The sequence below is a fragment of the Streptomyces sp. NPDC051207 genome (assembly GCF_040682395.1).
Taxonomy (GTDB): Bacteria; Actinomycetota; Actinomycetes; order Streptomycetales; family Streptomycetaceae; genus Streptomyces.
The window spans coordinates 146912-172422 of record NZ_JBFBAX010000013.1 but is presented as its reverse complement, the minus strand read 5'-3'; the positions used below and the strand labels follow the sequence as shown (position 1 = coordinate 172422).

General features: G+C 72.5%; 24 protein-coding genes and 1 pseudogene. 15 read left to right on the top strand and 10 right to left on the bottom strand.

Features of this window, described 5'->3' with window-relative positions; genetic code table 11:
- Positions 1 to 129: 129 nt before the first annotated feature.
- Together AB0M97_RS16045 and AB0M97_RS16040 are read right to left on the bottom strand one after the other, a co-directional pair.
- Positions 130 to 1170 (bottom strand): LacI family DNA-binding transcriptional regulator, encoded by a 1041-nt coding sequence (locus AB0M97_RS16045; RefSeq protein WP_365961463.1) that lies wholly within the window; start codon positions 1168 to 1170, stop codon positions 130 to 132.
- Positions 1167 to 3572, bottom strand: a complete 2406-nt coding sequence (locus tag AB0M97_RS16040) for a glycoside hydrolase family 2 protein (RefSeq protein WP_365961462.1) — start codon at positions 3570 to 3572, stop codon at positions 1167 to 1169. Before AB0M97_RS16040 ends, AB0M97_RS16045 begins: the two co-directional genes overlap by 4 nt.
- Before the next feature lie 269 nt (positions 3573 to 3841).
- Here AB0M97_RS16040 and AB0M97_RS16035 point away from each other — a divergent pair, with 269 nt between their 5' ends.
- The 7 genes from AB0M97_RS16035 (at position 3842) to AB0M97_RS16005 (ending at position 10072) form a co-directional block, all read left to right on the top strand.
- Positions 3842 to 5161, top strand: coding sequence for an ABC transporter substrate-binding protein (locus tag AB0M97_RS16035; protein ID WP_365961461.1), 1320 nt, complete (start codon positions 3842 to 3844; stop codon positions 5159 to 5161).
- A gap of 78 nt (positions 5162 to 5239) precedes the next feature.
- Positions 5240 to 6211, top strand: coding sequence for a sugar ABC transporter permease (locus tag AB0M97_RS16030; RefSeq protein ID WP_365961460.1), 972 nt, complete (start codon positions 5240 to 5242; stop codon positions 6209 to 6211).
- Positions 6208 to 7074 (top strand): carbohydrate ABC transporter permease, encoded by an 867-nt coding sequence (locus AB0M97_RS16025; RefSeq protein WP_365961459.1) that lies wholly within the window; start codon positions 6208 to 6210, stop codon positions 7072 to 7074. Before AB0M97_RS16030 ends, AB0M97_RS16025 begins: the two co-directional genes overlap by 4 nt.
- Before the next feature lie 74 nt (positions 7075 to 7148).
- Positions 7149 to 7724, top strand: coding sequence for a hypothetical protein (locus AB0M97_RS16020; RefSeq protein WP_365961458.1), 576 nt, complete (start codon positions 7149 to 7151; stop codon positions 7722 to 7724).
- A 169-nt stretch (positions 7725 to 7893) separates the two neighbouring features.
- A complete protein-coding gene (locus tag AB0M97_RS16015; RefSeq protein ID WP_365961457.1) occupies positions 7894 to 8286 on the top strand; it encodes a luciferase family protein in 393 nt (130 codons plus the stop codon).
- Positions 8287 to 8412: 126 nt separating this feature from the next.
- On the top strand, positions 8413 to 8679 hold the full coding sequence (locus AB0M97_RS16010; protein ID WP_365961474.1) for a DUF779 domain-containing protein: 267 nt from the start codon (positions 8413 to 8415) through the stop codon (positions 8677 to 8679).
- 223 nt (positions 8680 to 8902) lie between these two features.
- Positions 8903 to 10072: a phosphodiester glycosidase family protein gene (locus AB0M97_RS16005; RefSeq protein WP_365961473.1), complete on the top strand. Its 1170-nt coding sequence runs from the start codon at positions 8903 to 8905 to the stop codon at positions 10070 to 10072.
- A gap of 14 nt (positions 10073 to 10086) precedes the next feature.
- Here the strand turns inward: AB0M97_RS16005 and AB0M97_RS16000 are convergent, their stop codons facing one another.
- The 6 genes and pseudogenes from AB0M97_RS16000 to AB0M97_RS15975 all read right to left on the bottom strand — a co-directional run bounded on the left by AB0M97_RS16000 (position 10087) and on the right by AB0M97_RS15975 (position 15450).
- Positions 10087 to 10281: a hypothetical protein gene (locus AB0M97_RS16000; protein ID WP_365961456.1), complete on the bottom strand. Its 195-nt coding sequence runs from the start codon at positions 10279 to 10281 to the stop codon at positions 10087 to 10089.
- A gap of 103 nt (positions 10282 to 10384) precedes the next feature.
- Positions 10385 to 11248, bottom strand: a complete 864-nt coding sequence (locus AB0M97_RS15995; RefSeq protein ID WP_365961455.1) for a phosphatidylinositol-specific phospholipase C/glycerophosphodiester phosphodiesterase family protein — start codon at positions 11246 to 11248, stop codon at positions 10385 to 10387.
- Between the two features lie 185 nt (positions 11249 to 11433).
- Complete coding sequence (locus AB0M97_RS15990) at positions 11434 to 12525, bottom strand: acyl-CoA dehydrogenase family protein (RefSeq protein ID WP_365961454.1); 1092 nt, start codon at positions 12523 to 12525, stop codon at positions 11434 to 11436.
- Complete coding sequence (locus AB0M97_RS15985) at positions 12522 to 13703, bottom strand: acyl-CoA dehydrogenase family protein (protein ID WP_365961453.1); 1182 nt, start codon at positions 13701 to 13703, stop codon at positions 12522 to 12524. The genes AB0M97_RS15990 and AB0M97_RS15985 overlap by 4 nt, the downstream gene beginning before the upstream one ends.
- Positions 13700 to 14665 (bottom strand): NADPH:quinone oxidoreductase family protein, encoded by a 966-nt coding sequence (locus tag AB0M97_RS15980; RefSeq protein WP_365961452.1) that lies wholly within the window; start codon positions 14663 to 14665, stop codon positions 13700 to 13702. The genes AB0M97_RS15985 and AB0M97_RS15980 overlap by 4 nt, the downstream gene beginning before the upstream one ends.
- A 172-nt stretch (positions 14666 to 14837) precedes the next feature.
- Positions 14838 to 15450 (bottom strand): annotated as a pseudogene (locus AB0M97_RS15975) (XRE family transcriptional regulator).
- A 77-nt stretch (positions 15451 to 15527) separates the two neighbouring features.
- Here AB0M97_RS15975 and AB0M97_RS15970 point away from each other — a divergent pair.
- The 7 genes from AB0M97_RS15970 to AB0M97_RS15940 all read left to right on the top strand — a co-directional run bounded on the left by AB0M97_RS15970 (position 15528) and on the right by AB0M97_RS15940 (position 22689).
- Positions 15528 to 16487 (top strand): NAD(P)/FAD-dependent oxidoreductase, encoded by a 960-nt coding sequence (locus AB0M97_RS15970; RefSeq protein WP_365961451.1) that lies wholly within the window; start codon positions 15528 to 15530, stop codon positions 16485 to 16487.
- Between the two features lie 61 nt (positions 16488 to 16548).
- Positions 16549 to 18087 carry an ATP-dependent DNA ligase gene (locus AB0M97_RS15965; RefSeq protein WP_365961450.1) on the top strand — a complete coding sequence of 513 codons (1539 nt, stop codon included), beginning with the start codon at positions 16549 to 16551 and terminating at the stop codon, positions 18085 to 18087.
- Positions 18084 to 18563 carry an NUDIX domain-containing protein gene (locus tag AB0M97_RS15960; protein ID WP_365961449.1) on the top strand — a complete coding sequence of 160 codons (480 nt, stop codon included), beginning with the start codon at positions 18084 to 18086 and terminating at the stop codon, positions 18561 to 18563. Before AB0M97_RS15965 ends, AB0M97_RS15960 begins: the two co-directional genes overlap by 4 nt.
- A 71-nt stretch (positions 18564 to 18634) precedes the next feature.
- On the top strand, positions 18635 to 20020 hold the full coding sequence (locus AB0M97_RS15955; protein ID WP_365961448.1) for an NADP-dependent succinic semialdehyde dehydrogenase: 1386 nt from the start codon (positions 18635 to 18637) through the stop codon (positions 20018 to 20020).
- A 25-nt stretch (positions 20021 to 20045) separates the two neighbouring features.
- Positions 20046 to 20282 (top strand): DUF6213 family protein, encoded by a 237-nt coding sequence (locus AB0M97_RS15950; RefSeq protein ID WP_365961447.1) that lies wholly within the window; start codon positions 20046 to 20048, stop codon positions 20280 to 20282.
- 120 nt (positions 20283 to 20402) lie between these two features.
- Entirely contained in the window at positions 20403 to 21467 is a 1065-nt protein-coding gene (locus AB0M97_RS15945) for a type III polyketide synthase (RefSeq protein WP_365961446.1), read from the top strand.
- Between the two features lie 7 nt (positions 21468 to 21474).
- Entirely contained in the window at positions 21475 to 22689 is a 1215-nt protein-coding gene (locus AB0M97_RS15940) for a cytochrome P450 (RefSeq protein ID WP_365961445.1), read from the top strand.
- A 121-nt stretch (positions 22690 to 22810) separates the two neighbouring features.
- Here the strand turns inward: AB0M97_RS15940 and AB0M97_RS15935 are convergent, their stop codons facing one another.
- Positions 22811 to 24037 carry an acyl-CoA dehydrogenase family protein gene (locus AB0M97_RS15935; protein WP_365961444.1) on the bottom strand — a complete coding sequence of 409 codons (1227 nt, stop codon included), beginning with the start codon at positions 24035 to 24037 and terminating at the stop codon, positions 22811 to 22813.
- Between the two features lie 170 nt (positions 24038 to 24207).
- Between AB0M97_RS15935 and AB0M97_RS15930 the strand changes: the two genes are divergently transcribed.
- Entirely contained in the window at positions 24208 to 24852 is a 645-nt protein-coding gene (locus AB0M97_RS15930; RefSeq protein ID WP_365961443.1) for a TetR family transcriptional regulator, read from the top strand.
- A 4-nt stretch (positions 24853 to 24856) separates the two neighbouring features.
- Here AB0M97_RS15930 and def read toward each other — a convergent pair whose 3' ends face one another.
- The gene (gene def / locus AB0M97_RS15925) at positions 24857 to 25396 is read right to left on the bottom strand and encodes a peptide deformylase (RefSeq protein ID WP_365961442.1); all 540 of its coding nucleotides are present in this window, start codon (positions 25394 to 25396) and stop codon (positions 24857 to 24859) included.
- Between the last annotated feature and the right edge of the window lie 115 nt (positions 25397 to 25511).

Below are 25511 nucleotides of genomic sequence, written 5' to 3'. Positions count from 1 at the left end.
AGCCCGCACCCGCACCAGCCCTCTGACAGCACTTCGCCCCGCCGCATAGCGACGGGGCGAAGCAACCAGGCCCGAATTAACCAACGGCATCCCCGCAGGGGCGCGGCCCTTCCGCGTTCCGCCCGGTGCCTACGCGCCGGGCGCGACCGGCGCGGGCGCCGTGGACCCCCGTGGCGTCAGCGACGGCGTCGGCACCTGGTGGGAGGCGCTGTGCGTCCCGTTGATGACGTCGAACAGGACGCGCGCGACCTCGGCGCCGAACTGGTGCACGTCGTGGCTCATCGCCGACAGCGTCGGATGCGTGATCCGGCACAGCTGCGAGTCGTCCCAGGCCAGCAGGGACAGGTCGTCGGGGACCAGGAAACCCATCTCGGCGGCCACGCCGGCGCCCGCGACCGCCATGATGTCGTTGTCGTAGACGATCGCCGTGGGCCGGTCGGCGGCCAGCAGCAGGGAGCGCGTGGCGCGGGCGCCCTCCTTCTCGTCGAACCCGGTGGCGATCTGCCGCGCCTCCTCCAGGCCCAGTTCCCGCGTCGTCGCGGTGAACGCGCGGGCCCGGATGGCGCTGTGACCGAGGTCCTCCGGCCCGCCGACGCGGGCGATGCGGCGGTGGCCGAGCGCCGCGAGGTAGCGCACGGCCTCGGCGACGGCCGAGGCGTCGTCGGTCCACACCGCCGGGAAGGGTCCCGTCAGGGACGGATGCCCGACCGCGACGGCGGGCAGTCCGGCGGCCTGCAGCGCGGGCACCCGGGGATCGTCCTCACGGAAGTCGACGAGGATCGCGCCGGCGATCATCCGGCCCCGCCACCAGTCCCGGTACACGACGATCTCCTCGTCCAGGTCGCGCACCAGCCGCAGCAGCAGCGAGCAGGAACGCTCGGCCAGGACGCTCTCGATGCCGGAGATGAAGTCCATGTAGAAGGGTTCGAGGCCGAGCAGCCGGGCGGGCCGGCACAGCGCCAGGCCGACGGTGTCGACGCGCTGGCTGGACAGGCTGCGCGCGGTGGCGCTGGGCGCCCAGCCCAGCTCCCTGGCGGCCTGGAAGATCCGCTCGCGGGTGGCGGCGGAGACGCCGGGCTTGTGGTTGAAGGCCAGCGACACCGCGCCCTTGGACACCCCGGCCCGGGCGGCGACGTCCTTGATGGTGACGCGTTCCGTCGAGCTGCTCACACCATGTCCACGCAGAAGAGGGCGGCCCGGACGTCCTGGAGGTCCACGGGGCCGCAGCCGGTCACTCGGAAACGGGTCTGCTCGCCGGGCAGCAGGGTCCGCGGGCCGCTGTCGCACGCGGCGGCCGGGCCGAGCCGGTCCGCCTGCAGCAGCAGGTCTCTGACGAGGGTACGGGCGCTCACCACGACGTCGACTCTATCCCTCTGGCCGGTCACCGGTTCGAGGGCGATGTCGTAGCGCGGTGCCGGGTGGGCGAAGTCCCGGTCGGACACCGGGAAGTGCAGGGCGCGCAGCCCGTCGGTGCCGGCGTCGGCCACCAGGAACTCCTTAGCGGACCGCTCGGCGGGCGCCAGCACCTCGGGGACCGCGAGGCGGACGACGGACCGGGGGGCCGCGGCCACGTCGAGGGTGCCCTCGTGCAGGGTGGTGCCGTCCGCCTCCAGGCGGCGCAGCGTCACCGTGGTGTGCCAGGGCGCGGCGGACTGGTTGACGGCGGCGAGCACGAGGCCCTCGTCGGTGGGTTGCAGGGTGAGGAGCCGGTCGGCGTACACGCGCTTCAGCTCGTGGTAGAGCGGCTTGGGGCGGCCGTCGCCGTCGATGGCGGACCAGGAGGTGACCGGCCAGCAGTCGTTGAGCTGCCAGACGATCGTGCCGGCGCAGACCGGCCAGTGGGAGCGCCAGTGCTCGATGCCCGCCGCGACGGCGCGGGCCTGGACGAGCTGGGTGAGGTAGTGCCAGCGGTCGAAGTCGCCCTCGGGGAGCGGGAAGTGGCGGGCGACGCCGCGGTTCAGCTTGCCGTTGCCGTCCTCGGCCTTCTGGTGGTGGAGCATGCCCGGGGAGTCGGGGGCGAGGTCCTCGCCGGGCAGGGCACGGCGCAGGGTGGCCAGGGCGGGCGGCGCCTGCCAGCCGAACTCGGCGACGAACCTCGGCACGCTCGCGCGGTACTCGGCGTAGTCCTGCCGGTTCCACACCTCCCACGAGTGATGGGTGCCGTGCGCCGGGTCGTTGGGGTGGTGGTCCCAGGAACCGGACCAGGGGCTGCCGGCGGTGTAGGGGCGGGTGGGGTCGAGTTCGGCGACGACGCGGGGCAGCAGGCCGAGGTAGTAGCCCTCGCCCCAGGAGTCGCCGGCCAGGGCGGGCTCCCAGTCCCAGTCGCGGAAGCCCCACAGGTTCTCGTTGTTGCCGTTCCACAGCACGAGGGAGGGGTGCGGCATCAGCCGGACAACGTTGTCCCGCGCCTCGGCCTCGACCTCGCCGCGCAGCGGCTGTTCCTCGGGGTAGGCGGAGCAGGCGAAGAGGAAGTCCTGCCAGACCATCAGGCCGAGTTCGTCGCAGGCGTCGTAGAAGGCGTCGTCCTCGTAGATGCCGCCGCCCCACACCCGTACGAGGTCGATGTTGGCCTCGGCGGCCTGGGTGAGGCGGGTGCGGTAGCGCTCGGGGGTGACGCGGGACGGGAAGGCGTCGTCGGGGATCCAGTTGACGCCCCGCGCGAAGATCCGCACGCCGTTGACGACGAGGGTGAAGCCGGTGCCGTGCTCGTCGGCCGCGCGGTCCAGCTCGACCGTCCGGAAGCCGATCCGGCGCTGCCAGGTGTCCAGCACACCCGTGTCGTCGCTGAGGGTGATGCCGAGGTCGTAGAGGGGCTGTTCGCCGTAGCCGCGGGGCCACCACAGGCGTACGCCGGGCACGTCCAGGCGCAGCACCGCCTCGTCGCCGGTGAGGACGGCCTCGGCGCGGGCGCCGGCCACGCGGGCCTCGACGGTCAGGGTGCGGCCCTGCCCCTGCCGGGTGCGCTCGACGTCCAGCCGTACCTCGACCCGGCCGGTGGTGCCGTCGACGGTGACGAGCGGGCGGACGCGGGCGATGCGCGCGGTGGACCAGTGCTCCAGGCGCACGGGGCGCCAGATGCCGGCGGTGACCAGGGTGGGTCCCCAGTCCCAGCCGAAGCTGCACGCCATCTTGCGGATGTACTGGGAGGGTTCGGGATAGACGTTGGGCCGTTCACCCGTGACGGCGCGGACGGCGGCGGCCTCGTCGTAGGCGGAGGCGAAGCGGACCTCCAGTTCGCCGTCGAGGCCCGTGACGTCGAAGCGGTAGCGGCGGTGCATGTTGCGGGTCGTCCCGAGGGGCCGGCCGCCGAGGGTGAGCGATGCGGCGGTGTCGAGCCCGTCGAAGACGAGGTCGGTGCGCTCGTGCGCGCTGTCGTGGGCGAGTGGCCGGACGTAGGTCCAGGCGCGGCGCCCCACCCAGGCGACCTCGGTCTCGGCCAGGCCGATGAACGGGTCCTCGATGACCTGGGCCGCGAGCAGGTCGGTGTGGACGCAGCCCGGTACCCGCGCCGGCAGCAGCGCGTCCTCGTGGCGCAGGCTCCAGCCGTCGGTGAGCTGGGTGACGTCCTTCATGGTGCGGCTCCAATCGCCTGACTCAGGCCGGGGTGATGGACAACGGCGGACAACGTAACCCGCTGACCAGTCCGTGTCCATAAACCGGTCTAGTCATCTGCGGGGCCCTCTCGTCCAGCAAACCGCCTGTCCAGGCGTCGGCCTCTTGACCCATCCGGTAACGATTGGGCATCGTGCTCGAAATCGTGGCTTTACCGGTTCACCGACCGCTGACATAGTTCCGGCATCCCACCCGCAGACCGAGCCGCATTCCTGAAGGAGCTGGGCACATGGGGAAGAAGAAGACGCTCACCGGCACGCTCGTGGCCACCGCGATCCTGACCGCCGCGGGGTGCAGCGGCCAGGGCACGGCCTCCGGCGAGACCGCGAAGGCGCCCGCCGAGCCCGGTGACGTCTCGGGCACGATCAAGGTCCTGACGCACCGCACGGACCTCGTCCAGAACGGGACGATGGACAAGTACGCCGCGGAGTTCCGGAAGATCTACCCCACGGTGAAGGTCGAGTTCGAGGCCCTCACCGACTACGAGGGCGAGGTCAAGATCCGGATGAACACCGAGGACTACGGCGACGTCCTGATGATCCCCGGTGTCGTCGCCAAGAACGACTACCCGAAGTTCTTCGCCCCGCTCGGCTCCAGCGCGGACCTCGGCGGGAAGTACCGCTTCAGCGACAAGACCGACGTCGGCGGCAAGGTCTACGGCATCGCCCAGTTCGGCACCGCCAACGGCTTCGTCTACAACAAGGCCGTCTGGAAGAAGGCCGGCATCACCGACTGGCCGACCACGCCCGCCGAGTTCCTGCGGGACCTGGCGGCGATCAAGTCCAAGACGGACTCGGTGCCGTACTACACGAACTTCAAGGACGGCTGGCCGCTGACCGCCTGGAGCAACAACGTCGGCACCGTCACCTGTGACGGCAAGGCCAACGACAAGCTCGCCGGCGCGGTCTCCCCCTGGAAGCGGGGCAGCGAGCTGCACGTGATCGACTCGCTGCTGCACGACGTCGTCAAGGGCGGCCTGTCCGAGAAGGACCCGTCCACCACCAACTGGGAGTCGTCCAAGGGCCTGATCGCCCGCGGCAAGATCGCCACCATGCACCTCGGGTCCTGGGCGATCACCCAGATGCGGGACGCGGCCCAGAAGGCGGGCACCGACCCCGACGACATCGGGTTCATGCCGTTCCCCACCCAGGAGCACGGCACGTTCTGCGCGACGCTCGCCTCCGACTACCAGCAGGCGGTCAACATCCACTCCGACCACAAGTCCGCCGCGCGGGCCTGGATCGACTGGTTCACGCTGAAGTCGGGCTACTCCCAGAAGGAGGGCGCCGTGCCGACGCTGAAGTCCGCTCCCATGCCGGACACCCTCCAGGACTTCGTGGACAACGATGTCAGGTTCGTGGAGCGGTCGGAGGCGAAGACCGGTGAGGTCAACGCGATCGACAACGCGGCCGAGATCGGCCTGAACAAGCCGGACTACCGCCAGAAGCTGGTCGACATCGCTCGCGGCGCGCAGAAGGGCAGCCTCGACGCCTATCTGGCGGACCTCGACAAGAGGTGGAACGAGGCGGCACGGACCGTCGGCTCCTGACCGTCAGCCTGCCCCGGCCGCGGCACCGGCCGGGGCCCACCGCCCGTCGCGCACCCTGCGGACGATGAAAGGCCCGACATGACCGAGACCACCGGCACGGCGCCCGCCAAGCCGCCGCGCACCGCCGCACCGCCCCGTGCGGCACAGCACAAACGGCCCGCCCGGAGCGGCAGTTCCCGGTCCGGCCCGCTGCTGCGCCGCCTCACGCCCTGGCTGTACCTGGCCGTCCCGCTCGCCCTGCTGATCACGTTCACCTATGTGCCGGTGGCGAACATGATCTACTTCAGCTTCACCGACTGGGACGGCGTCAGCCCCGACCGGAACTTCACGGGCGCCGACAACTACCGGCAGATCTTCACCCGGCCCGAACTGTTCCGGGTGTTCTTCGTCAGCTTCTACTACCTCGCCGCGTCGGTCGCGCAGATCACGATCGCGCTGTACTTCGCCACGATCCTCAGCTTCGACCTGCGCTTCCGCAACCTGTTCAAGGGCATCCTCTTCTTCCCCTACCTGATCAACGGCGTGGCGATCGGTTTCGTCTTCCTGTACTTCTTCCAGGACGGCGGCACGCTGGACTCGGTGCTGTCCTGGTTCGGCTCCGACCCCGACCACGCCTGGCTCGGCGACCCGGCCTCGGCCAACACCTCCCTGGCGGGCGTGTCCGTGTGGCGCTTCACCGGCCTGAACTTCGTGCTCTTCCTCGGCGCCATCCAGTCCATCCCCGGGGAGCTGTACGAGGCGGCGCAGCTGGACGGGGCCACCCGGTGGCAGCAGTTCCGGCACATCATCGCGCCGGGCATCCGGCCGGTGATCGGCCTGAGCGTCATCCTGGCGATCTCCGGGTCCCTGTCGGTGTTCGAGATCCCGTACATCATGACCGGCGGCGCGACCGGCACGTCGACCTTCGTCATCCAGACGGTCAAGCTCGCCTTCCAGTTCAACAAGACCGGCCTGGCCTCGGCCGCGGCCGTCGTGCTGCTCCTGATCATCCTGCTGATCACCTGGATCCAGCGCCGCCTCGTGCCCGACGACAAGGTGGACCTCGTATGACCACGACCGTGCCCGCAACCAAGGCGGCTCCCGCGCGGCGCCGCCGCCGGATCGCGCCCGCGCTGACCTACCTGTCGCTGATCCTCGCGTCGCTGGTCGTGCTGGTGCCGCTCGCCGTGGTCTTCCTGACCTCGCTGAAGACCTCCGCCGAGGTCTCCGAGGGCGGTGCGCTGTCGCTGCCGGGCGACTGGTTCAACTTCGGCAACTACGCCACGGCGTTCACCGACGGCAAGATGCTCTCGGCGTTCGCCAACACCGCCTTCATCCTGCTGTTCTCCATCACCGGGACCGTGCTCATCGGCTCGATGACGGCGTACGCGGTAGACCGGTTCCGGTTCCGTGCCAAGAAGCCCGTCATGGCGCTGTTCCTGATCGCCACGCTGGTGCCCGGTGTCACCACCCAGGTCGCCACCTTCCAAGTGGTCAACAGCTTCGGCCTGTTCAACAGCCTCTGGGCGCCGATCCTGCTGTACATGGGCACGGACATCGTCTCGATCTACATCTTCCTCCAGTTCATCCGCGGCATCCCGGTCGCGCTCGACGAGGCGGCACGGCTCGACGGAGCCAACTCGCTCACCATCTACTGGAAGATCATCCTGCCGCTGCTGAAGCCCGCGATCGCCACAGTCGTGATCATCAAGGGCATCACGGTCTACAACGACTTCTACATCCCGTTCCTCTACATGCCGGCGGAGGACCTCGGCACCATCTCCACCGCCCTGTTCCGCTTCAAAGGCCCGTTCGGTGCGCACTGGGAGCACATCTCGGCCGGCACCGTCCTGGTGATCGTGCCGACGCTGATCGTCTTCCTCTTCCTCCAGCGGTACATCTACAACGGCTTCGCCCGGGGGGCCACGAAATAGGCCAGTGAGCGCAACCATTCAGCCATCCAGGGTGTCTCATGCCATATCAGCACATCGACGCCCCGGGGGACACCATGGGACGAAACAGTAGAGCGCTCGCCACGGCCGCGCTCATGAGTGCCGCGCTGGCATTCACCGCCATTCCGGCCGGTGCCGCACCGGTCACCACCACGCAGTCCACGGCCTGCCCCACCGGCTGGGGCAGCCTCGCCAAGAGCGGCGCCTCCCACACCTCGGAGCCGCTGACGAACATCAGGACCGGTCGGCACGCCTGCTTCGACCGGATGGTCATCGACGTCCCGGGCGCGGGCCAGGGCATCGGCTACTGGGTGCGGTACGTCAGCCAGGTCCACCAGGACGGGTCCGGACGTGCCGTCCCGGTCGCGGGCGGAGCCGTCATCGAGGTCCGGGTGGCCGCGCCCTCCTACGACGGGACGGGCACGCCGACGTATCCCGGCCGGGTCGGCCGTCCGCTGCCGGGCGTCGACCTCACCGGGTACCGCACGTTCCGGGACACCCGGTTCGCCGGCAGCTTCGAGGGCGAGACCCAGATCGGGCTCGGCGTCCGCGCCAAGCTGCCGTTCCGGGTGCTGTCGCTGTCCGACCGGATCGTGGTGGACGTCGCCCACAACTGGACCGGCGCTCGCTGAGCGCCGGTGGCCTGGCGAGTCGCGGCCGGCCAGGCCAGTGCCCTGCGCGTGCCCGTCTCGCGGTTCGAGGCGGGCACGCGTCCGTGATTCCCGCGTGTGTCACCTCACGGCACGGTTACAAATCGCTCAACCTCTGGTTGCGAGGCGGTGATCGGGCGACGATGTGGACATGACTCTCGCCCAGCGCGCCATGGAGCAACTCGAGGCCTGGCCCGACCTGACGGCGGGGCCTGCCGGCTGCGGCACCGGGCGGGCGCTTCGCACCGCCCACGCCGAGATCGTCCACTTCCACTCCGAGCGGGACGTGGACCTGCACCTCACCCAGCGGGCCATCCAGCGTTTCCACTACGACCTGCGGGGGTCGAGCGCCATACACGTGGTGCCCGGCTCGCCCTGGGTGACGGTCCACCTCGACTGCGACACGGACGTGGCCCTGCTGATGAGTCTGGTGAGCATCGCCCTGAAGGCCCACCAGACCTGGCCCGCCCCGGGCGGACCCGCGACCGGCCGGTGCAACTTCCACCGCGTCACCGTGCTGCCCCGCGACGCCATGGGCGGCTGACGGCCACGGCGCCGCCGGCTGCCACGTCCTCGCAGCCCCGCCCGTGGTGTGCTGTCCGGTACCGGTCCGACGACGGTCCGCTGACCCGCACGCGGCTCGCCCGGGACGGTTGGCACGGATGAGGAGATCCCGCGCGTCGAGCTCACGCCCGCCGCCGCGGGACTGCTGCGCCGGCTGCGCGCGACGCACGGCCCGCTGACGTTCCACCGGTCCGGCGGCTGCTGCGACGGCAGCGCGCCCCTGTGCTGTCCGGCGGGCGCGTTCCGCACGAGCGGCTCGGACGTGCTGCTCGCGGAGCTTGAGGTGGAGGACGTCGAGGAGAGCGTGCCGTTCTGGGTGTCCAGGAGCCAGTACGCCGTGTGGAGCCAGGGCCGCGGCAGCGGCTTCTCCTGAGGCATCCGAAGGCGTGCGTTTCTCACACGGTCGCGGCTGATCGAGGGCTGGTCACCACCCCGGGTCACCCGGACGGTCATCACCGTCTGGTGGACTCCCCGCGGGTCCTGGGACATTTGACGGGACCTCAGGGGGTGCTGTGACGCGTCGGCGTGGGCGGTCCGGATCAGGTGCGAGTGGTGCGAGAGGCGGACGCGTTGGAGCGGCGCTCCTGGCGGTGCTCATGGTGCTCGGCGCGCTGGTGGGCGCCGGGCCGGCGAGCGCCGCACCGGGCGGCACCGCCGTCGCCCCCGGTGTCGGGTACGAGGAGTTCGACATCACGGCGTCCCACGGCACGACGCACGCGCACGTACTGCGCGTCGACCTCGGCGACCCGCACGTACGGGTCGGCCTGCTGTACCCCGGCGCCGTTGCCGCCCGTGCGCCCGTCTCTGTCATGGCGGACGCCCAGGGCGCCGTCGGTGGTGTCAACGGCGACTTCTTCCACATCTCCGAGACGCAGCACCCGGGCGTGGAGGCGACCGGCGCGAGCGTGGGGCCGGTGATCGCAAGCGGGCGCGCGCTGAAGGCGGCGGTGCCGCACGGGCAGCGGTTCGGCCCGGCGCTGCCGCCCGGCACGTCCACGCAGGACGTGTTCGGTGTGGGCGTGGACGGCAGGGCCCGCCTCGACCGGTTGGCGCTCGACGGGTCCGTCCGCACGGGCGAGGGAGAATTTCCGCTGGGCGGCCTGAACCAGTACGCCCTGCCGGAGGGTTCCGTCGGCGCGTTCACCGCCGAGTGGGGCAGCGCGTCCCGGGTGCGCGCCACGTGCGGCACGGACACGGACCGGGCGGCGCCGTGCAGCACGGACACCTACGAGGTGACGGTCCGGGACGGCCGGGTCGTGGCGGCCGCGGACACCCCGGGCACCGGCCCCGTCCCGGCCGGGACGACCGTGCTCGTCGGCCGGGAGGAAGGGGCGCGGCAGTTGCGCGAGCTGTCCGCCGGGGAGTCGGTCCAGGTGCGCCACCGGCTGGTGGCGGCCACGTCCGGGACGCCCTACCGCTTCGCTCTCGGCGGTTGTCCGGTGCTGGTGGGCGGGCGGCCACTGCCGGGGCTCGACGCGCGGACGCCCGCGGTGCGCACCGCCGTGGGCGTCGCGGACGGCGGGCGGCGCCTGCTGCTGCTCGCGGTGGACGGCGCACCCGCGTACCGGAGCGGTCTGACCGTCTCCGAAGTCGCCGACACCATGCGGCGGCTGGGCGCGCACGACGCGTTCAATCTGGACGGCGGCGGGTCGGCCACGCTGGTCGCCCGGGAACCGGGCGCAACCCGCGTCTCGGTGCGCAACCACCCGAGCGGCGGCGCGGAACGCCCGGTCCCGAACGGCATCGGCGTCTTCGCAGCCCCCTGAACGGCGGCCCGGCCTCACGGCCTGAGGCTGCTGACGATGTCGGCCGTCGCCGTCAGGCCCTCCTGGATCGTCGGGGCGATGCTCGTGCCGGCCAGGGAGAAGCCGAGCAGCAGGCACACCAGGGCGTGGGAGAGCTTCAGTCCCCCGCTGCGCAGGAAGATCACCGCCAGGATCAGCAGCAACAGCACCACAGAGATGGACACGGCCATCGCGAACCTCCTCCGCCACGTCCGCTTCGCGGCGTTCGGCCGCAAGTGTGGCGTAGCGGAGGGTTCGTCCGTGCGGCTGACCTGTCCTCCGAACGTGTGGTGTCTACGCCCGGTCGTGGGCGTCGAGGAACGCCTCCAGGCCGGCCAGGTCATCGGTGTTCAGGTGGTCGACGCCGGCGGCGACCAGTTCGCTCCACAGCGCGTCCCGGGCGGGGCCGGGCGTGTCGGGGGTCGCCCAGAACCGCACCCGCTGCCCGCGGGCGTGCGCCGCCTCGACGATGCCGTGCAGCTTCTGCCGTTCGGCGGCCGGGAAGGGGCCGACGCCCCGCCAGGTGAAGTGGTGGGTCCAGTTGTCGCTGATGAGCGGGGCGAACGAGGCGGGCGCGGGGCCGCCGAGGTCGGCGAGCCGGCCGTCGTAGAAGGCGCGGCGCGAGGTCTGCGCCGCCATGGGCACGCGTGCCGCGCGGTCGCCGGAGATCACGGCGGTGACCGGTCCGGGGAACACCCGGCCGTGGACGTAGGTGGTGAACAGGTGCTTGTGGCGGGCGAGGTGCCGGTCGAGTTCGAGGTAGGTCGACGCGCCCTCGGTCTTGATGTCGATGAGCAGTTGGAGGGGCCTGCGGTGGCCGCGGTACACGGACCCGTGGTGGGCACGGACGCGGGCGGCGAGCGGGTCGAGGTAGAGGGACTCCAGCGTGCGGGCCGGGTCCAGGTCCTCGGGGTCGTGCGCGACGAGGAGTTGGCCGCCGACGAGGTGGATGTCGGCCTCGACGCTGCCGAAGCGGTGGTCGAGGGCGTCGAGCAGGGGGCGCGGGTGCTCGTAGTCGTTGTGGGCGTGGGCGCGCCACAACGGGCGCGGGCCGTGCCGGTTCTCACCCGCGACCGCGCGGGTGGCGGGCAGGGCGACCGCGCCCGCGAGGGCGGCGCCGAACGTGGTGAGAACTCTGCGGCGGGTGGTGAGGGCCATGCGCTGCCTCCCTGGTCGTGCCGTACGGAACCTCTGCGAGTATGAGGTTCCGGGGTCACCGAACAGCAGCCACAGCGCCGGAGTTGGCCGGACCGCCGCCGGGCGTTCACTTCACCGCAGCAGGGCGCACGGGAAAGCCCGCCCCAGGTGGGGCGGGCTTTCCCCAGCCGTCGGCCGGGTGTGCGTCAGGGCGCGCGGAGGTCGACCAGTTCGGCCAGCGCCTCGCGGTGGGCGCCCGGTGTGCCGTGGGCGATCGAGTCGGCCTTGGCCCGCTTCAGGTAGAGATGGGCCGGGTGCTCCCACGTCATGCCGATGCCGCCGTGCAGTTGCACCGCCTCCTCCGCGGCGCGGACGGCGACGGGCGCCGCGTACGCCTGCGCGACGGCGACCGCGACGTCCGCGTCCTGGCCGGTGGACAGCGCGTCGGCCGCGCCGCGGGCGGCGGCCCGCAGGCCGGCGACGTCCAGCCAGAGCTGGGCGAGCCGGTGCTTGAGCGCCTGGAAGCCGCCGACGGGCCGGTTGAACTGCTTGCGTTCCTTCAGGTAGCGCACCGTCTCGGTCAGCGCCCAGTCGGCGACGCCGAGTTGCTCGGAGGCGAGCAGCCCGGCCCCGGCGCGCAGGGCGCGGCGCACGGCCGGTTCGGCGTCGCCGAGCCGGCGGCCCGGGGCGGCGTCGAGCGTGATGGTGGCGAGGGGGCGGGTCAGGTCCAGGGACACCTGCGGCGTGACGGTCACGGCGCCGGACTCCACGGCGTACAGACCGCCGTCGTCGCCGGGCACCAGCAGCACGTCCGCCACGGCAGCGTCCGCGATGCCGGTCAGCTCGCCGCGCAGCGTGCCGTTGTCCACCCGCACGGCCCGGAAGGCGCCGCCCGGGGCGACGTGCAGTCCGACGGCGAGGGCGCCGACGCGCCGCCCGGACGCCAACTCGCCGAGCAGGTCACCGGCCTCGCAGGCCAGCAGCGCCTCGATGGCGACGACGGCGCTCGTCAGGTACGGCACGGGGGCGGCGGCCCGGCCCAGTTCCTCCAGGACGACGGCGGCCTCGCGGTGGGTCGCGCCCTGGCCGCCCAAGTCCTCGGGCACCAGCAGCCCGGCGAGGCCCATGCCGTCGGTGAGGGACTTCCACAGCGACAGATCCTGCGGCGTGTCCGACTCGATGCGCGCGATGACGCCCGCCGGGTCGCAGTGGTCGGTGAGCAGGTCGCGGACGGCGGCGCGGAGCGCCTCTTCCTCCTCCGAGTACAGCAGGTCGGGCGCGGTGCTCGTCGTGCTCATCGGGCGAGGTCCTTCCAGGCGACGTCCTTGTCGGTGCGCGGCTCGCCGGGCAGGCCCAGGACGCGCTCGGCGACGATGTTCAGCAGGACCTCGCTGGTCCCGCCCTCGATGCTGTTGCCCTTGGCGCGCAGATAGCGGTAGCCGGCGTCGCGGCCGGTGAAGTCGACCTGCTCGGGGCGGCGCATGGTCCAGTCGTCGTACAGCAGGCCCTCCGGGCCGCGCAGTTCGACCTCCAGGCCGCTGATCTCCTGGTTGAGGCGGGCGAAGGCGAGCTTCATGCCGGCGGCCTCGGGGCCGGGCTGGCCCACGGCGAGCTGCTGGCGCAGGCGTTCGCCGGTGAGGCGGACGACCTCGGCCTCGACCCACAGCTTCAGCAGCCGCTGGTGCAGGTCGTGGGTGCGCAGGTCGGGGCGTTCGCGCCAGGTCGTCGCGGCCGGGCCGATCATGCCGCCCTCGCGGGGCAGCCGCATCCCGCCGATGGCGACGCGTTCGTTGTTCAGCGTGGTCTGCGCGACGCGCCAGCCGTCGCCGACCTCGCCGAGGCGGTGGGCGTCGGGGATGCGGACGCCGGTGAGGAAGACCTCGTTGAACTCGGCCTCGCCGGTGATCTGGCGCAGCGGCCGGACCTCGACGCCGGGGTCGGTCATGTCGCAGACGAAGTAGGTGATGCCCCGGTGCTTGGGCACGTCCGGGTCGGTGCGGGCGATGAGGATGGCCCAGCGGGCGACGTGGGCGCTGGACGTCCACACCTTCTGCCCGTCGACCACCCAGGTGTCACCCTCGCGGACGGCCCGGGTGCCGAGCGCCGCGAGGTCGGAGCCGGCGCCGGGCTCGCTGAACAGCTGGCACCACACCTCCTCGCCGGTCCACAGGGGCCGCAGGAAGGTGCGCTTCTGCTCCTCGGTGCCGTAGCGCAGGAGGGTCGGCGCGGCCATGCCGAGGCCGATGCCGATGCGCCGCGGGTTGTTGTCGGGCGCCCCGGCGGCCTCCAGTTCGGCGTCCACGACGGCCTGGAGGGACCGGGAGGCGCCGAGTCCGCCGAGGCCCTCCGGGAAGTGCACCCAGGCCAGCCCGGCGTCGAAGCGGGCCCGCAGGAAGTCGAGCCGGTCGGTGCCCGCGGGCGGGTGCGCGGCCAGGAACTCCCGCGTGCGGCGGCGCAGTTCGGCGGCGTCGGTCATGCTGCCTCCTCCGTGACGACGGCGATCCGGCCGGTGCTGAGGCCGTCGGCGACCTTCTGCACGGCGGCAGCCGCGCCGTCCAGCGCCACCCGCTCGCTGACCAGCGGCTTGATCGCGCCCCGCGCGGCCAGGCCGGTGAGCTGCTCGTGGCAGTGCCGGACCAGCTTGGGGTTCTTGGTGTTGTACAGGCCCCAGTGCAGGCCCATGATCGAGTAGTTCTTCACCAGGGCGTGGTTGAGCCCCGGGCTGGGGATGGTGCCGCTCGCGAAGCCGACGACGACGATCCGGCCCTCGAAGGCGGCGAGTTTGGCGGACTGGGCGTAGGCCTCGCCGCCGACCGGGTCGTAGATCACGTCCGCGCCCCGGCCGCCGGTGGCTTCCTTGACGGCGGCGACGACGTCCTCGGTGTGCCGGTCGACGACCACGTCGCAGCCCAGGTCGCGGGCCACGGCCGCCTTCTCGGCGCCGCCGGCGACGCCGATGACCGTCGCGCCGGCCGCCTTGCCGAGCTGCACGGCCGCGCTGCCGACCCCTCCCGCAGCGGCGTGGACCAGCAGCGTCTCGCCGGCCTCCAGACCGGCCCGGCGGTGCAGACCGAACCAGCCCGTCTGGTAGCCGATGTGCAGTGCGGCGGCCTCGGCGTCGTCCAGCGAGTCCGGGGCGGGCAGCAGGGCGGCGGCGTCCGCGACGGCGTACTCGGCGAAACCGCCGTGCGGCAGCACGGGGTTGGCGATCACCCGGCGTCCGTCCTCGGTCTCGCCGCAGATCTCCACGCCCGGCGTGAACGGCAGCGGGGGCCTGACCTGGTAGTGGCCCCGGCACATCAGCGCGTCCGGGAAGTTGATGTTGGCGGCGCGCACCCTGAGCAGGACCTGGCCGTCGCCCGGCGTCGGCGGCGCCACGTCCGCCAGGCGCATCACCGCGCCGGGCTCGCCGTTCTCGTGCACTTGCCATGCCTGCATGCGGGGCCTCCACGTCGCCTGCGTCGTCCGACCGGTCCAGCGCATACTAAGCGGTCGCTTGCCGATCAGGGAACAGTCGGGTCGGTCATGGCCGCGAAGGGCGGGGGCGCGCGTGACGACCGCTCGGGCAGGGACACGGGTCACGACCACGCGAGTCCGGCCGGGACGCGCCTCACGACCGCTTCGGGCGGGCCCGTACGTGCATCCGCTCCCCCTGCGGACCGAAGAGGCTGAGGAACTCCGCGGGCCCCTCCCCCGTCGACCCGAACCAGTGCGGCACGCGCGTGTCGAACTCGGCGGCCTCCCCGGCCGTCAGCACGACGTCGTGCTCGCCGAGCACCAGCCGGAGCCTGCCGGACAGGACGTACAGCCACTCGTACCCCTCATGGGTGCGCGGCTCGGGCTCGGCGCGGCGGCTCGAGCACCTTGTACGCCTGGAGTCCGCCGGGCTGCCGGGTGAGCGGCCAGTGGGTACGGCCGTGCCGCACGATGGGCTCGGCCCGCACGCGCGGATCGCCGACCGGCGGGGCACCGACCAGCTCGTCCAGCGGCACCCGGTGGGCCTGCGCGATCGGCAGCAGCAGTTCCAGGCTGGGCTTGCGCAGCCCGGCCTCCAGCCGCGACAGCGTGCTCACCGAGATGCCGGTCGCCTCGGACAGCCCGGCGAGCGTGGCGCCGCGCTCCTTGCGGAGGCGGCGCAGCCGGGGCCCGACCCCCGCGAGGACCTCTTCCGTCTTCTCCGCCTTCTCTGTCGGCTCCTGCTTCTTTTCTGTTCTTCCCGTCATGCCGCCATTGCAGTTTCGGCAAACGTGTTTGTCAATACGCCACCGACGGGCGACGGTCGTACCAGGAGGTGGTCACCATGACTCGTCGGAACGACCCGAACGACCTCAGCGACGTGATCCACGACGCCGTCGTCATCGGCGGCGGTGCCGCAGGACTGTCGGCCGCCCTGGTGCTGGGCCGGGCCCGGCTGCGGGCCCTGGTCGTGGACGCGGACGAGCCGCGCAACGCGCCCTCGGCCCACATGCAGGGCTATCTGTCGCGGGACGGCATGTCGCCCGCCGCGTTCCTGGCCGCGGGCCGGGAGGAGATCGCCCGCTACGGGGTGGAACTCGTCCGGGACCGGGCGGTGGACGTCACCGGCGGCGAGCACTTCGCCGTGTCGCTCGCTTCGGGCCGGACCGTGCGCGCCCGGCGCCTGGTGGTCGCCACCGGCCTGAAGGACGAGCTGCCCGGGGTGCCGGGGGTGGCCGAGCGGTTCGGCCGGGACGTGCTGCACTGCCCGTTCTGCCACGGCTGGGAGGTGCGCGACGAGGCGTTCGGCGTGCTGGCCACCAGTGCGCGCAACGTGCACCAGGCGCTGCTGGTGTCGCAGTGGTCGAAGGACGTGACGTTGTTCCTGCACACGGTCGCCGAGCAGGAGCTGTCCGACCAGGACCTGCGCCGGCTGGCCGCGGCCGGGGTGAAGGTCGTCCCGGGCGAGGTCGCCGCCCTGGTGGCCGAGGACGACCGGCTCACCGGGGTGCGGCTCGCGGACGGCACGGTGCACGACCGTTCGGTGGTGTTCGTCGCGCCGCGGGCGGTGCCGCAGACCGGACTGCTCGAGCGGCTGGGCGCGGAGCTGGAGGAGACCCCGTTCGGGGCGTACCCGGTGGTCGACGGGACGGGCCTGACCACGGTGCCCGGGGTGTGGGCCGCGGGCAACGCGATCGGCTTCTCGGAGCAGGTCATCCACGCGGCGAGCGGCGGCTACCGCGCGGCGACGGCGATCGTCGGGGACCTGGTCATGTCCCGTCTGGACGCGGCGCCGGGCGGCTGACGGCGGGCGCGTCAGGCGCCGTCCGGGTGTGGGCGGGCCGCCCGCGGTGCACTCTGATGGCATGTTGCTGACCCGGCTGGCCGACGTGTCCCGGGAGGTCGCCGCCACCTCGGCGCGGTCCCGGAAGATCGCGCTGCTCGCGGAGCTGTTCCGGGAGGCGGAACCCGACGACGTGCCGATCGTCATCCCGTATCTGGCGGGACGGCTGCCGCAGGGCCGGCTCGGCGTCGGCTGGAAGGCGCTGGGCCGGGCCGTGGAACCGGCGGCCGAGCCGAGCCTGACCGTGCGCGAGGTGGACGCGCGGCTCACCGGGCTGGGCGCGGTGTCCGGCACGGGCTCGCAGGCCGAACGCGCCCGGCTGGTCGGCGAGCTGATGGGCGCCGCGACCGAGGACGAGCAGCGGTTCCTGCGCGGGCTGCTGACCGGCGAGGTGCGCCAGGGCGCCCTGGACGCCGTCGCGGTCGAAGGGCTGGCGCAGGCGACCGGCGCGCCGGCGGCGGACGTGCGGCGGGCGGTGATGCTGGCGGGCTCGCTGCAGACGGTGGCCGAGGCGCTGCTCGCGGACGGCCCCGCGGCGCTGGAGCGGTTCCGGCTCACGGTCGGCCGCCCGGTGCTGCCGATGCTGGCGCACTCCGCGTCCTCGGTCGCGGAGGCCGTCGCCAAGCTGGGCGCCTGCGCGGTCGAGGAGAAGCTCGACGGCATCCGCGTCCAGGTGCACCGGGACGGCGACACCGTACGCGTCCACACCCGCACCCTCGACGACATCACGGACCGCCTGCCCGAGGTGCGGGCCGCGGCCCTGGAGCTGCGGGGCGAGCGGTTCATCCTGGACGGCGAGGTCATCTCCTTCGACGCGGACGGCAGGCCCCGCTCCTTCCAGGAGACCGCCGGGCGCGTCGGCCAGCGGGTGGACGTCGCCACGGCGGCCCGCCAGGTCCCCGTCTCCCCCGTCTTCTTCGACGCGCTGTCCGTCAACGACCGTGACCTGCTCGACCTGCCGCTGACCGCCCGGCACGCCGAGCTGGCGCGGCTCGTGCCGGAGCCGATGCGGGTGCGCCGCGCGCTCGTGTCCGGGCCCGAGGACGCCGCGGCGGCCGAGGAGTTCCTCGCGCAGACCTTGCGGCGCGGCCACGAGGGCGTCGTCGTCAAGGGCCTCGACGCCGCCTACAGCGCGGGCCGGCGCGGCGCGTCCTGGCTGAAGGTCAAGCCCGTGCACACGCTCGACCTCGTGGTCCTGGCCGTCGAGCGCGGCCACGGCCGCCGCACCGGCAAGCTCTCCAACCTGCACCTGGGCGCCCGCACCGCCGACGGCGGCTTCGTGATGCTGGGCAAGACCTTCAAGGGCATGACGGACGCGATGCTGACCTGGCAGACGCAGCGCCTGCGGGAGCTGGCCGTCCAGGACGACGGCTGGGTGGTGACCGTACGCCCGGAACTCGTCGTCGAAATCGCCTACGACGGCCTGCAGCGCTCCACCCGCTACCCGGCCGGCGTCACCCTCCGCTTCGCCCGCGTGGTCCGCTACCGCGAGGACAAGCGCCCGGAGGAGGCCGACACGGTGGAGACGCTGCTGGCGGCGCACCCGGACGTACGGCCGTGACGGGCGCCCGAAGCGCCGGCCTGCTGCTGTTCCGGCACACCGGCCCGCACACCGCCGGGGGCCTGGAGGTGCTGCTCGGCCACATGGGCGGCCCGTTCTTCGCGCGCCGCGACGCGGGGGCGTGGACCGTACCGAAGGGCGAGTACGACCCGGCGGAGCCGGCCTGGGACGCGGCCCGGCGCGAGTTCCGGGAGGAGCTGGGGCTGCCGCCGCCCGACGGTGAGGCGATCCCGCTGGGCGAGGTCAGGCAGCGCGGCGGCAAGACCGTCACCGTGTGGGCGGTCGAGGGCGACCTGGACCCGGCGGCGGTGGTCCCCGGCACCTTCACGATGGAGTGGCCGCCGCGGTCGGGCCGGACGCGGGAGTTCCCGGAGCTGGACCGGGTGGCGTGGTTCGGCCTGGAGCGGGCGCGCGAGGTGATCGTCACGGCGCAGGCCGCGTTTCTCGACCGGCTCGCGGAGCACTCGCCCTGGTAGCCGCACCGCGTTGCGGGCACCGCCGCCGCGCGCGAAGGTCGGAACACGGTTCGCTCCCAGGGAGGTCGGTCATGCCCATCGCAACGGTGAATCCCGCGAACGGCGAGACACTCAGGACGTACGAGGCCATGGGCGAGGAGGAGATCGAGCGCAGGCTCCGGCTCGCCGAGGCCACCTTCCGCACCTACCGCACGACGGGCTTCGACGAACGCGCCCGGCTGCTGCGGCAGGCCGCCGACCTCCTGGAGAAGGACCAGCACGACCTCGGCCGCCTGATCACCACCGAGATGGGCAAGCCGGTCAAGCAGGCCCGCGCCGAGGTCGCCAAGTGCGCCAAGGCGATGCGCTGGTACGCCGAGCACGCCGCGGACCTGCTCGCCGACGAGCAGCCCGGCGACGCCGATGTGCGGGACTCGGGCGCCTCCCGGGTCCGGGTGCGCCACCGCCCGCTGGGCCCGGTGCTCGCGGTCATGCCGTGGAACTTCCCGCTCTGGCAGGTGATCCGGTTCGCGGCCCCGGCGCTGATGGCGGGCAACGTGGGCCTGCTCAAGCACGCCTCGAACGTCCCGCAGACCGCCCTGTACCTGGAGGACCTCCTCCACCGGGCGGGCTTCCCGGAGGGCTGCTTCCAGACGCTGCTGATCGGCTCGGCGGCCGTCGACGACATCCTGCGTGACGAGCGCGTGAAGGCGGCCACCCTCACCGGCAGCGAGCCCGCGGGCCGCGCCGTCGCCTCCACCGCCGGGGAGATGATCAAGAAGACGGTGCTGGAGCTGGGCGGCAGCGACCCGTTCGTCGTGATGCCGTCCGCCGACCTCGACCGGGCCGCCGAGGTCGCGGTCACCGCGCGCGTGCAGAACACCGGGCAGTCGTGCATCGCCGCCAAGCGGTTCATCGTGCACACCGACGTGTACGACGCCTTCGCCGAGCGGTTCGTCGCCGGCATGAAGGCCCTCAGGGTCGGCGACCCGCTGGACGAGGACACCGACGTCGGCCCGCTCTCCAGCGAGCAGGGCCGCGACGACCTGGAGGAGCTGGTCGACGACGCGGTGCGGGCCGGCGCCGAGCTGCTGTGCGGCGGCGAACGCCCCGACGGGCCGGGCTGGTACTACCCGCCGACCGTCCTCGCCGGCATCACGCGCGAGATGCGCATCCACCGCGAGGAGGCCTTCGGGCCGGTCGCCACGCTGTACCGCGCGGCCGACCTGGACGAGGCCGTACTGATCGCCAACGACACGCCGTTCGGGCTGAGTTCCAACGTGTGGACGCGCGACGACGCCGAGGTGGACCGGTTCGTCCGGGATCTGGAGGCGGGCAGCGTGTACGTCAACGGGATGACGGCGTCCCACCCGGCGTTCCCGTTCGGCGGGGTGAAGCGGTCCGGGTACGGGCGTGAGCTGTCCGGACACGGAATCCGGGAGTTCTGCAACATCACCACCGTATGGCACGGAGCGTGAGGGTTCCGCGGCTACGATCCCCTTTGTGAACCGCGAAGTGACTCTGCCTCTGATCGTCGACAACCGCGGTACCTTGCAGGTCGCCGCGAGCGATGTGAGCAAGCTGCTGCGCACGGTGGGCGGCCGGTGGCTGCGCCTGGTGGAGGCCGGCGAGGACGGGCTCGACGAGGACACGGTGGCCGCGCTGACGATCGAGCTGGCGAAGCTCGCCGACCGCATCGACGTCGCGTGCATCGCGCACAGCAGCGGGGGTGCTCCATGACCGGCTGGCACCTGCCCCGGGCCGCCTCGAAGGCACCCCGGTCGGAGTAGTCCGGCGCGAGATCGGCGCCCTGCCGAGTGATCGTGGCATGGACCACTGACGCGAAAGCAGGCACTGCTCATGGCTACCTTGTGCAGACCCTCGGTGTCCGTTCCCGAGCACGTGATCACGATGGAGGAGACGCTGGAGCTGGCACGCTCGCGCCACTCCGACCACCCTCAACTGGGCCTCGCCCTCCGGCTGATCGAGAACACCGGGGTGCGCACGCGGCACATCGTGCAGCCCATCGAGGAGACCCTGAAGCACCCCGGCTTCGAGGAGCGCAACAAGCTCTACGAGTCCGAGGCGAAGGCCCGGGTCCCGGCGGTCGTGCAGCGCGCCCTCGACGACGCGGAACTGCTCACCACCGACATCGACGTGATCATCTACGTGTCGTGCACGGGGTTCATGATGCCCTCGCTCACGGCCTGGCTGATCAACTCCATGGGCTTCGACAGCACCACCCGGCAGATACCCATGGCCCAGCTGGGCTGCGCCGCGGGAGGCGCCGCGATCAACCGGGCACACGACTTCTGCACGGCGTATCCGGACGCCAACGCGCTGATCGTCGCCTGCGAGTTCTGCTCGCTGTGCTACCAGCCCACCGACATCGGCGTCGGATCGCTGCTGTCCAACGGCCTGTTCGGGGACGGCATCGCCTCGGCCGTCGTCCGCGGCCGGGGCGGCGAGGGCGTCCGGCTGGAGCGCAACGGCTCGTACCTGATCCCCAAGACCGAGGAGTGGATCATGTACGACGTCCGGGCCACCGGCTTCCACTTCCTGCTGGACAAGCGGGTGCCCGCCACGATGGAACCGCTCGCCCCGGCGCTCCAGGATCTGGCGGCGCAGCACGACTGGGACGCCTCCGACCTGGACTTCTACATCGTCCACGCCGGCGGGCCGCGCATCCTCGACGACCTCAGCACGTTCCTGAAGGTCGACCCGCACGCGTTCCGGTTCAGCCGGGCGACGCTCACCGAGTACGGCAACATCGCCAGCGCCGTCGTCCTGGACGCGCTGCGGCGGCTGTTCGACGACGGTGGCGCCGAGCACCGGGCGCGTGGACTGCTCGCCGGGTTCGGGCCGGGCATCACCGCGGAGATGGCGCTGGGCCGCTGGCAGCGCAAGGACCGGAGGGCGGCGTGAGCACCCGATGACCGAGGAGACGCTCACCGAGACCCTGCCGCCGGTGCGGCACTGGCCCGCGCTCGACCTGCCGGGCACCGACTTCGACCCCGTCCTCAGGGAGCTGATGGCCGAGGGACCGGTCACCCGGATCACGCTCCCCAACGGCGAGGGCTGGGCCTGGCTGGTGACCCGCCACGACGACGTCCGCCTGGTCACCAACGACCCGCGTTTCGGCCGCGAGGCCGTCATGGACCGGCAGGTCACCCGGCTCGCGCCGCACTTCATCCCGGCGCGCGGCGCGGTCGGCTTCCTCGACCCGCCGGACCACACCCGGCTGCGCCGCACGGTCGCCGCCGCCTTCACGGCACGGGGCGTCGAGCGGGTGCGGGAGAAGTCCCGCCGGATGCTTCAGGAACTGGTCGACGCGATGCTGTCGCACGGCCCGCCCGCCGATCTCACCACCGCCGTGCTGGGCCCCTTCCCCATCGCCGTGATCTGCGAGCTGATGGGTGTGCCGGCCGACGACCGGGAGGCCATGCACACCTGGACGCAGCTGATCCTGTCGTCCGCGCACGGCGCCGACGTCAGCGAGAAGGCCAAGCGGGAGATGAGCGCGTACTTCTCCGCTCTGATCGGCCGGCGGCAGGGCAGCACCGCCGAGGACGTCGCCTCGCTGCTGGGCGCCGCCGTGGGGCGCGGCGAGGTCACCGCGGAGGAGGCCGTGGGGCTGGCGGTGCTGCTGCAGATCGGCGGCGAGGCCGTCACCAACAACAGCGGGCAGATGTTCCACGTCCTGCTGTCCCGCCCGGAGCTCGCCGAGCGGCTGCGCCGCGAGCCGGAGATCCGGCCGCGGGCCGTCGACGAGCTGCTGCGCTGGATCCCGCACCGCAACGCCGTCGGCCTGTCGCGGATCGCCCTGGAGGACGTCGAGATCAGGGGCGTGCGGATCCGGGCGGGCGACGCGGTCTACGTGTCGTACCTGGCCGCGAACCGTGACCCCGGGGTCTTCGCCGACCCGGACGCGATCGACTTCTCGCGCAGCCCGAACCCGCACGTGTCCTTCGGTTTCGGGCCGCACTTCTGCCCCGGCGCCATGCTGGCGCGGCTGGAGTCCGAGCTGCTGGTCGGCACGCTGCTGGACCGCGTGCCGGGCCTGCGGCTCGCGGTGGCGCCGCGGGACGTGCCGTTCAAGAAGGGCGCGCTGATCCGCGGCCCGGAGGCCCTGCCGGTGACGTGGTGAGCGTGCCACGACGGCGTCGCAGGGACCGCCGGTGCCGCCACCACACGGCCGTGCGGTGGCGGCACCGGCACAACAGGCGACCTTCGGGATGTCCGGCTCGCACGCGCGGACGGCGGCACCGTCAGCGGATCGGCATGCCCGCCAGGGTGCGGGCGATGACCAGCCGCTGGATCTCGCTGGTGCCCTCGAAGATCGTGTAGATCGCGGCGTCCCGGTGCATGCGCTCCACCGGGTACTCCCGGGTGTAGCCGTTGCCGCCGAGGATCTGGATGGCCTGCGCGGTCACCTTCTTCGCGGTCTCGCTGGCGAAGAGCTTCGACATCGAGCCCTCGGCCGCCGTGAACGGCTTGCCGTTGACGGCCATCCACGAGGCCCGCCACACCAGCAGGCGCGCGGCGTCGATGGAGGTCCGCATGTCCGCGAGCTGGAAGGCGACACCCTGGTTGTCGATGATCGGCCGGCCGAACTGCTCCCGGGTCTTCGCGTAGTCGAGGGCGACCTCGTACGCGGCGCGCGCGGTGCCGACCGCCATCGCGCCGACCGCCGGACGGGACGCCTCGAACGTGGCCATCGCCGCGTTCTTCACGCGCTCGCCGCCGCTCCTGGCCCGCTCGCGGGCGCGGGCGAGCCGCTCGTCCAGCTTCTCCTTGCCGCCGAGCAGGCAGGAGCCGGGCACGCGCACGTTGTCGAGGATGACCTCGGCGGTGTGCGAGGCGCGGATGCCGTGCTTCTTGAACTTCTGGCCCTGCGACAGGCCGGGCGTGTTCGGCGGGACGATGAAGGAGGCGTGGCCCTTGGAGCCGAGGTCGGGGTCGACGGACGCGACGACGACGTGGACGTTGGCGATGCCGCCGTTGGTCGCCCAGGTCTTGGTGCCGTTGAGGACCCACTCGTCCTTGGCCTCGTCGTACACGGCACGCGTGCGCATGGCGGCCACGTCGGAGCCGGCGTCGGGCTCGGAGGAGCAGAACGCGGCGACCTTGACGTCGTTGGCGTCGCCGTACATCTGGGGGATCCAGGTGCCGATCTGCTCCTCGGTGCCGTTGGCGAGGACGCCGACGGCGGCGAGGCCGGTACCGACGATCGACAGCGCGATGCCCGCGTCGCCCCAGAACAGCTCCTCCATCGCCATCGGGATGCCGAGGCCGGTGGCGTCGAAGTACTGCTGGGCGTAGAAGTCCAGGGAGTAGATGCCGACCTTGGCGGCCTCCTGGATCACCGGCCAGGGGGTCTCCTCACGCTCGTCCCACTCGGCGGCGGCGGGGCGGATCACGTCGGCGGCGAAGCCATGGAGCCAGTCCCGGACTTCCTTCTGTTCGTCGTTGAGCTCCATGGTGAACTCGGCCATGTCCCCTCCAGCGGCGCACGTGCGTGTTACTTACGGTAACCCCGAGTCTGTTACCCATGGGTAGGAAAAGTCAACTCCCGGCCACCGCTCGGCTGCCCGTTCGATCTCCCGGGCCGATCGGGTGTTACTTTGCGCAGGCGTCACCGAATCAGCACGGGTGGGGAGAGCACATGAACACCACGCAGCGCACCGAGCAGCAGCGGTCCGCCGACCGCAGACGGCGCGAGCTGCTGGAGGCCGCCGACCGAGTGGTGCTGCGCGACGGCCCGCAGGCGTCGATGAACGCCATCGCCGCGGAGGCCGGCATCACCAAGCCGATCCTCTACCGGCACTTCGGCGACAAGGGCGGACTGTACGCGGCCCTCGCCAAGCGGCACACCGACGCCCTCCTCGACTCACTGCGCGCGGCGCTGGACGCCCCGGCGGAGCGGCGCAAACGCGTGGAGTCCACCCTCGACACCTACCTCGCGGCGATCGAGGCCCGTCCGCAGGTCTACCGCTTCCTGATGCATCCGGCGGAGGGCAGTCAGGCCGGCGAGCCCAACTTCGACCTCGGCAGGAACGCGGCGCCGGTGCTGCGGCGCATGGGCGAGGAACTCGCCCGGGTCATCGAGGAGCGGGTCGACCTCGGACCGGGCAGCGAGCAGCTGGCGCGGGTGTGGGGCCACGGGATCGTCGGCATGATGCACGCGGCCGGCGACTGGTGGCTGGGCGAACGGCCGTGCTCCCGGGCGGAGTTGGTGACGTGCCTGGCCGACCTGCTGTGGGGGCGGCTGGCCGCGGCCGGGGACCGGTCCGGCGGACCGAGGTTCTGACCGTTCACCGGGCCCAGGAGGCCCGGGCCGCCTGCCTCAGCAGGCGCCGCCTGCGCCACCCCGTGAGGTGGTCGGCGTAGATCCTGCCCTCCACGTGGTCCGTCTCGTGCTGCAGGCACCGCGCGAAGAAGCCCGTGCCGTGCACGGTGACCGGCTCGCCCTCCGCCGTCACGCCCTCGACCACGGCGTGGTCGTGGCGCTCCGTGCCCGCCTCCAGGCCCGGCAGGGACAGACAGCCCTCGGGGCCGCGCAGCACCAGGCCGTCCGCCCGGACCAGCCGCGGGTTCACGACATGGCCGACGTGACGGACGTCGTCGTCGTCCGGGCAGTCGTACACGAACACCCGCAGCGGCTCGCCCACCTGGTTCGCGGCGAGGCCGACGCCCCGCGCCGCGTACATGGTGGCGAACAGGTCCTCCACGAGGCGGGCGAGTCCGGGGCCGAAGTCGGTGACGTCCGCGCACGGCGCGTGCAGCACCGGGTCGCCGAGCAGGGTGAGGGGCCGGACGCGCCCGCGGGCGCCCGGGATGGAGGCGTGTGGCATGGCCGCAAGCGTACGGTCCGCCGCCGAATCCCCACGGTCCCGCCTCCCCCGCGAAGGCCCACGCGGTGCCATGATTCGGGAGTGCGAATGGATCTCGATAGGCTGAGCTCCACCA

Coding starts and splice junctions, on each gene's coding strand:
- AB0M97_RS15985 (WP_365961453.1), bottom strand. CDS start 13,703: ATGACCGACGCCGCCGAACTGCGCCGCCGCACGCGGGAGTTCCTGGCC.
- AB0M97_RS15970 (WP_365961451.1), top strand. CDS start 15,528: ATGACTCGTCGGAACGACCCGAACGACCTCAGCGACGTGATCCACGAC.
- AB0M97_RS15965 (WP_365961450.1), top strand. CDS start 16,549: ATGTTGCTGACCCGGCTGGCCGACGTGTCCCGGGAGGTCGCCGCCACC.
- AB0M97_RS15980 (WP_365961452.1), bottom strand. CDS start 14,665: ATGCAGGCATGGCAAGTGCACGAGAACGGCGAGCCCGGCGCGGTGATG.
- AB0M97_RS15990 (WP_365961454.1), bottom strand. CDS start 12,525: ATGAGCACGACGAGCACCGCGCCCGACCTGCTGTACTCGGAGGAGGAA.
- AB0M97_RS16000 (WP_365961456.1), bottom strand. CDS start 10,281: ATGGCCGTGTCCATCTCTGTGGTGCTGTTGCTGCTGATCCTGGCGGTG.
- AB0M97_RS16025 (WP_365961459.1), top strand. CDS start 6,208: ATGACCACGACCGTGCCCGCAACCAAGGCGGCTCCCGCGCGGCGCCGC.
- AB0M97_RS15935 (WP_365961444.1), bottom strand. CDS start 24,037: ATGGCCGAGTTCACCATGGAGCTCAACGACGAACAGAAGGAAGTCCGG.
- AB0M97_RS16015 (WP_365961457.1), top strand. CDS start 7,894: ATGACTCTCGCCCAGCGCGCCATGGAGCAACTCGAGGCCTGGCCCGAC.
- AB0M97_RS16005 (WP_365961473.1), top strand. CDS start 8,903: ATGGTGCTCGGCGCGCTGGTGGGCGCCGGGCCGGCGAGCGCCGCACCG.
- AB0M97_RS15955 (WP_365961448.1), top strand. CDS start 18,635: ATGCCCATCGCAACGGTGAATCCCGCGAACGGCGAGACACTCAGGACG.
- AB0M97_RS15995 (WP_365961455.1), bottom strand. CDS start 11,248: ATGGCCCTCACCACCCGCCGCAGAGTTCTCACCACGTTCGGCGCCGCC.
- AB0M97_RS15945 (WP_365961446.1), top strand. CDS start 20,403: ATGGCTACCTTGTGCAGACCCTCGGTGTCCGTTCCCGAGCACGTGATC.
- AB0M97_RS15940 (WP_365961445.1), top strand. CDS start 21,475: ATGACCGAGGAGACGCTCACCGAGACCCTGCCGCCGGTGCGGCACTGG.
- AB0M97_RS16040 (WP_365961462.1), bottom strand. CDS start 3,572: ATGAAGGACGTCACCCAGCTCACCGACGGCTGGAGCCTGCGCCACGAG.
- AB0M97_RS16035 (WP_365961461.1), top strand. CDS start 3,842: ATGGGGAAGAAGAAGACGCTCACCGGCACGCTCGTGGCCACCGCGATC.
- AB0M97_RS16030 (WP_365961460.1), top strand. CDS start 5,240: ATGACCGAGACCACCGGCACGGCGCCCGCCAAGCCGCCGCGCACCGCC.
- AB0M97_RS15930 (WP_365961443.1), top strand. CDS start 24,208: ATGAACACCACGCAGCGCACCGAGCAGCAGCGGTCCGCCGACCGCAGA.
- def (WP_365961442.1), bottom strand. CDS start 25,396: ATGCCACACGCCTCCATCCCGGGCGCCCGCGGGCGCGTCCGGCCCCTC.
- AB0M97_RS16020 (WP_365961458.1), top strand. CDS start 7,149: ATGGGACGAAACAGTAGAGCGCTCGCCACGGCCGCGCTCATGAGTGCC.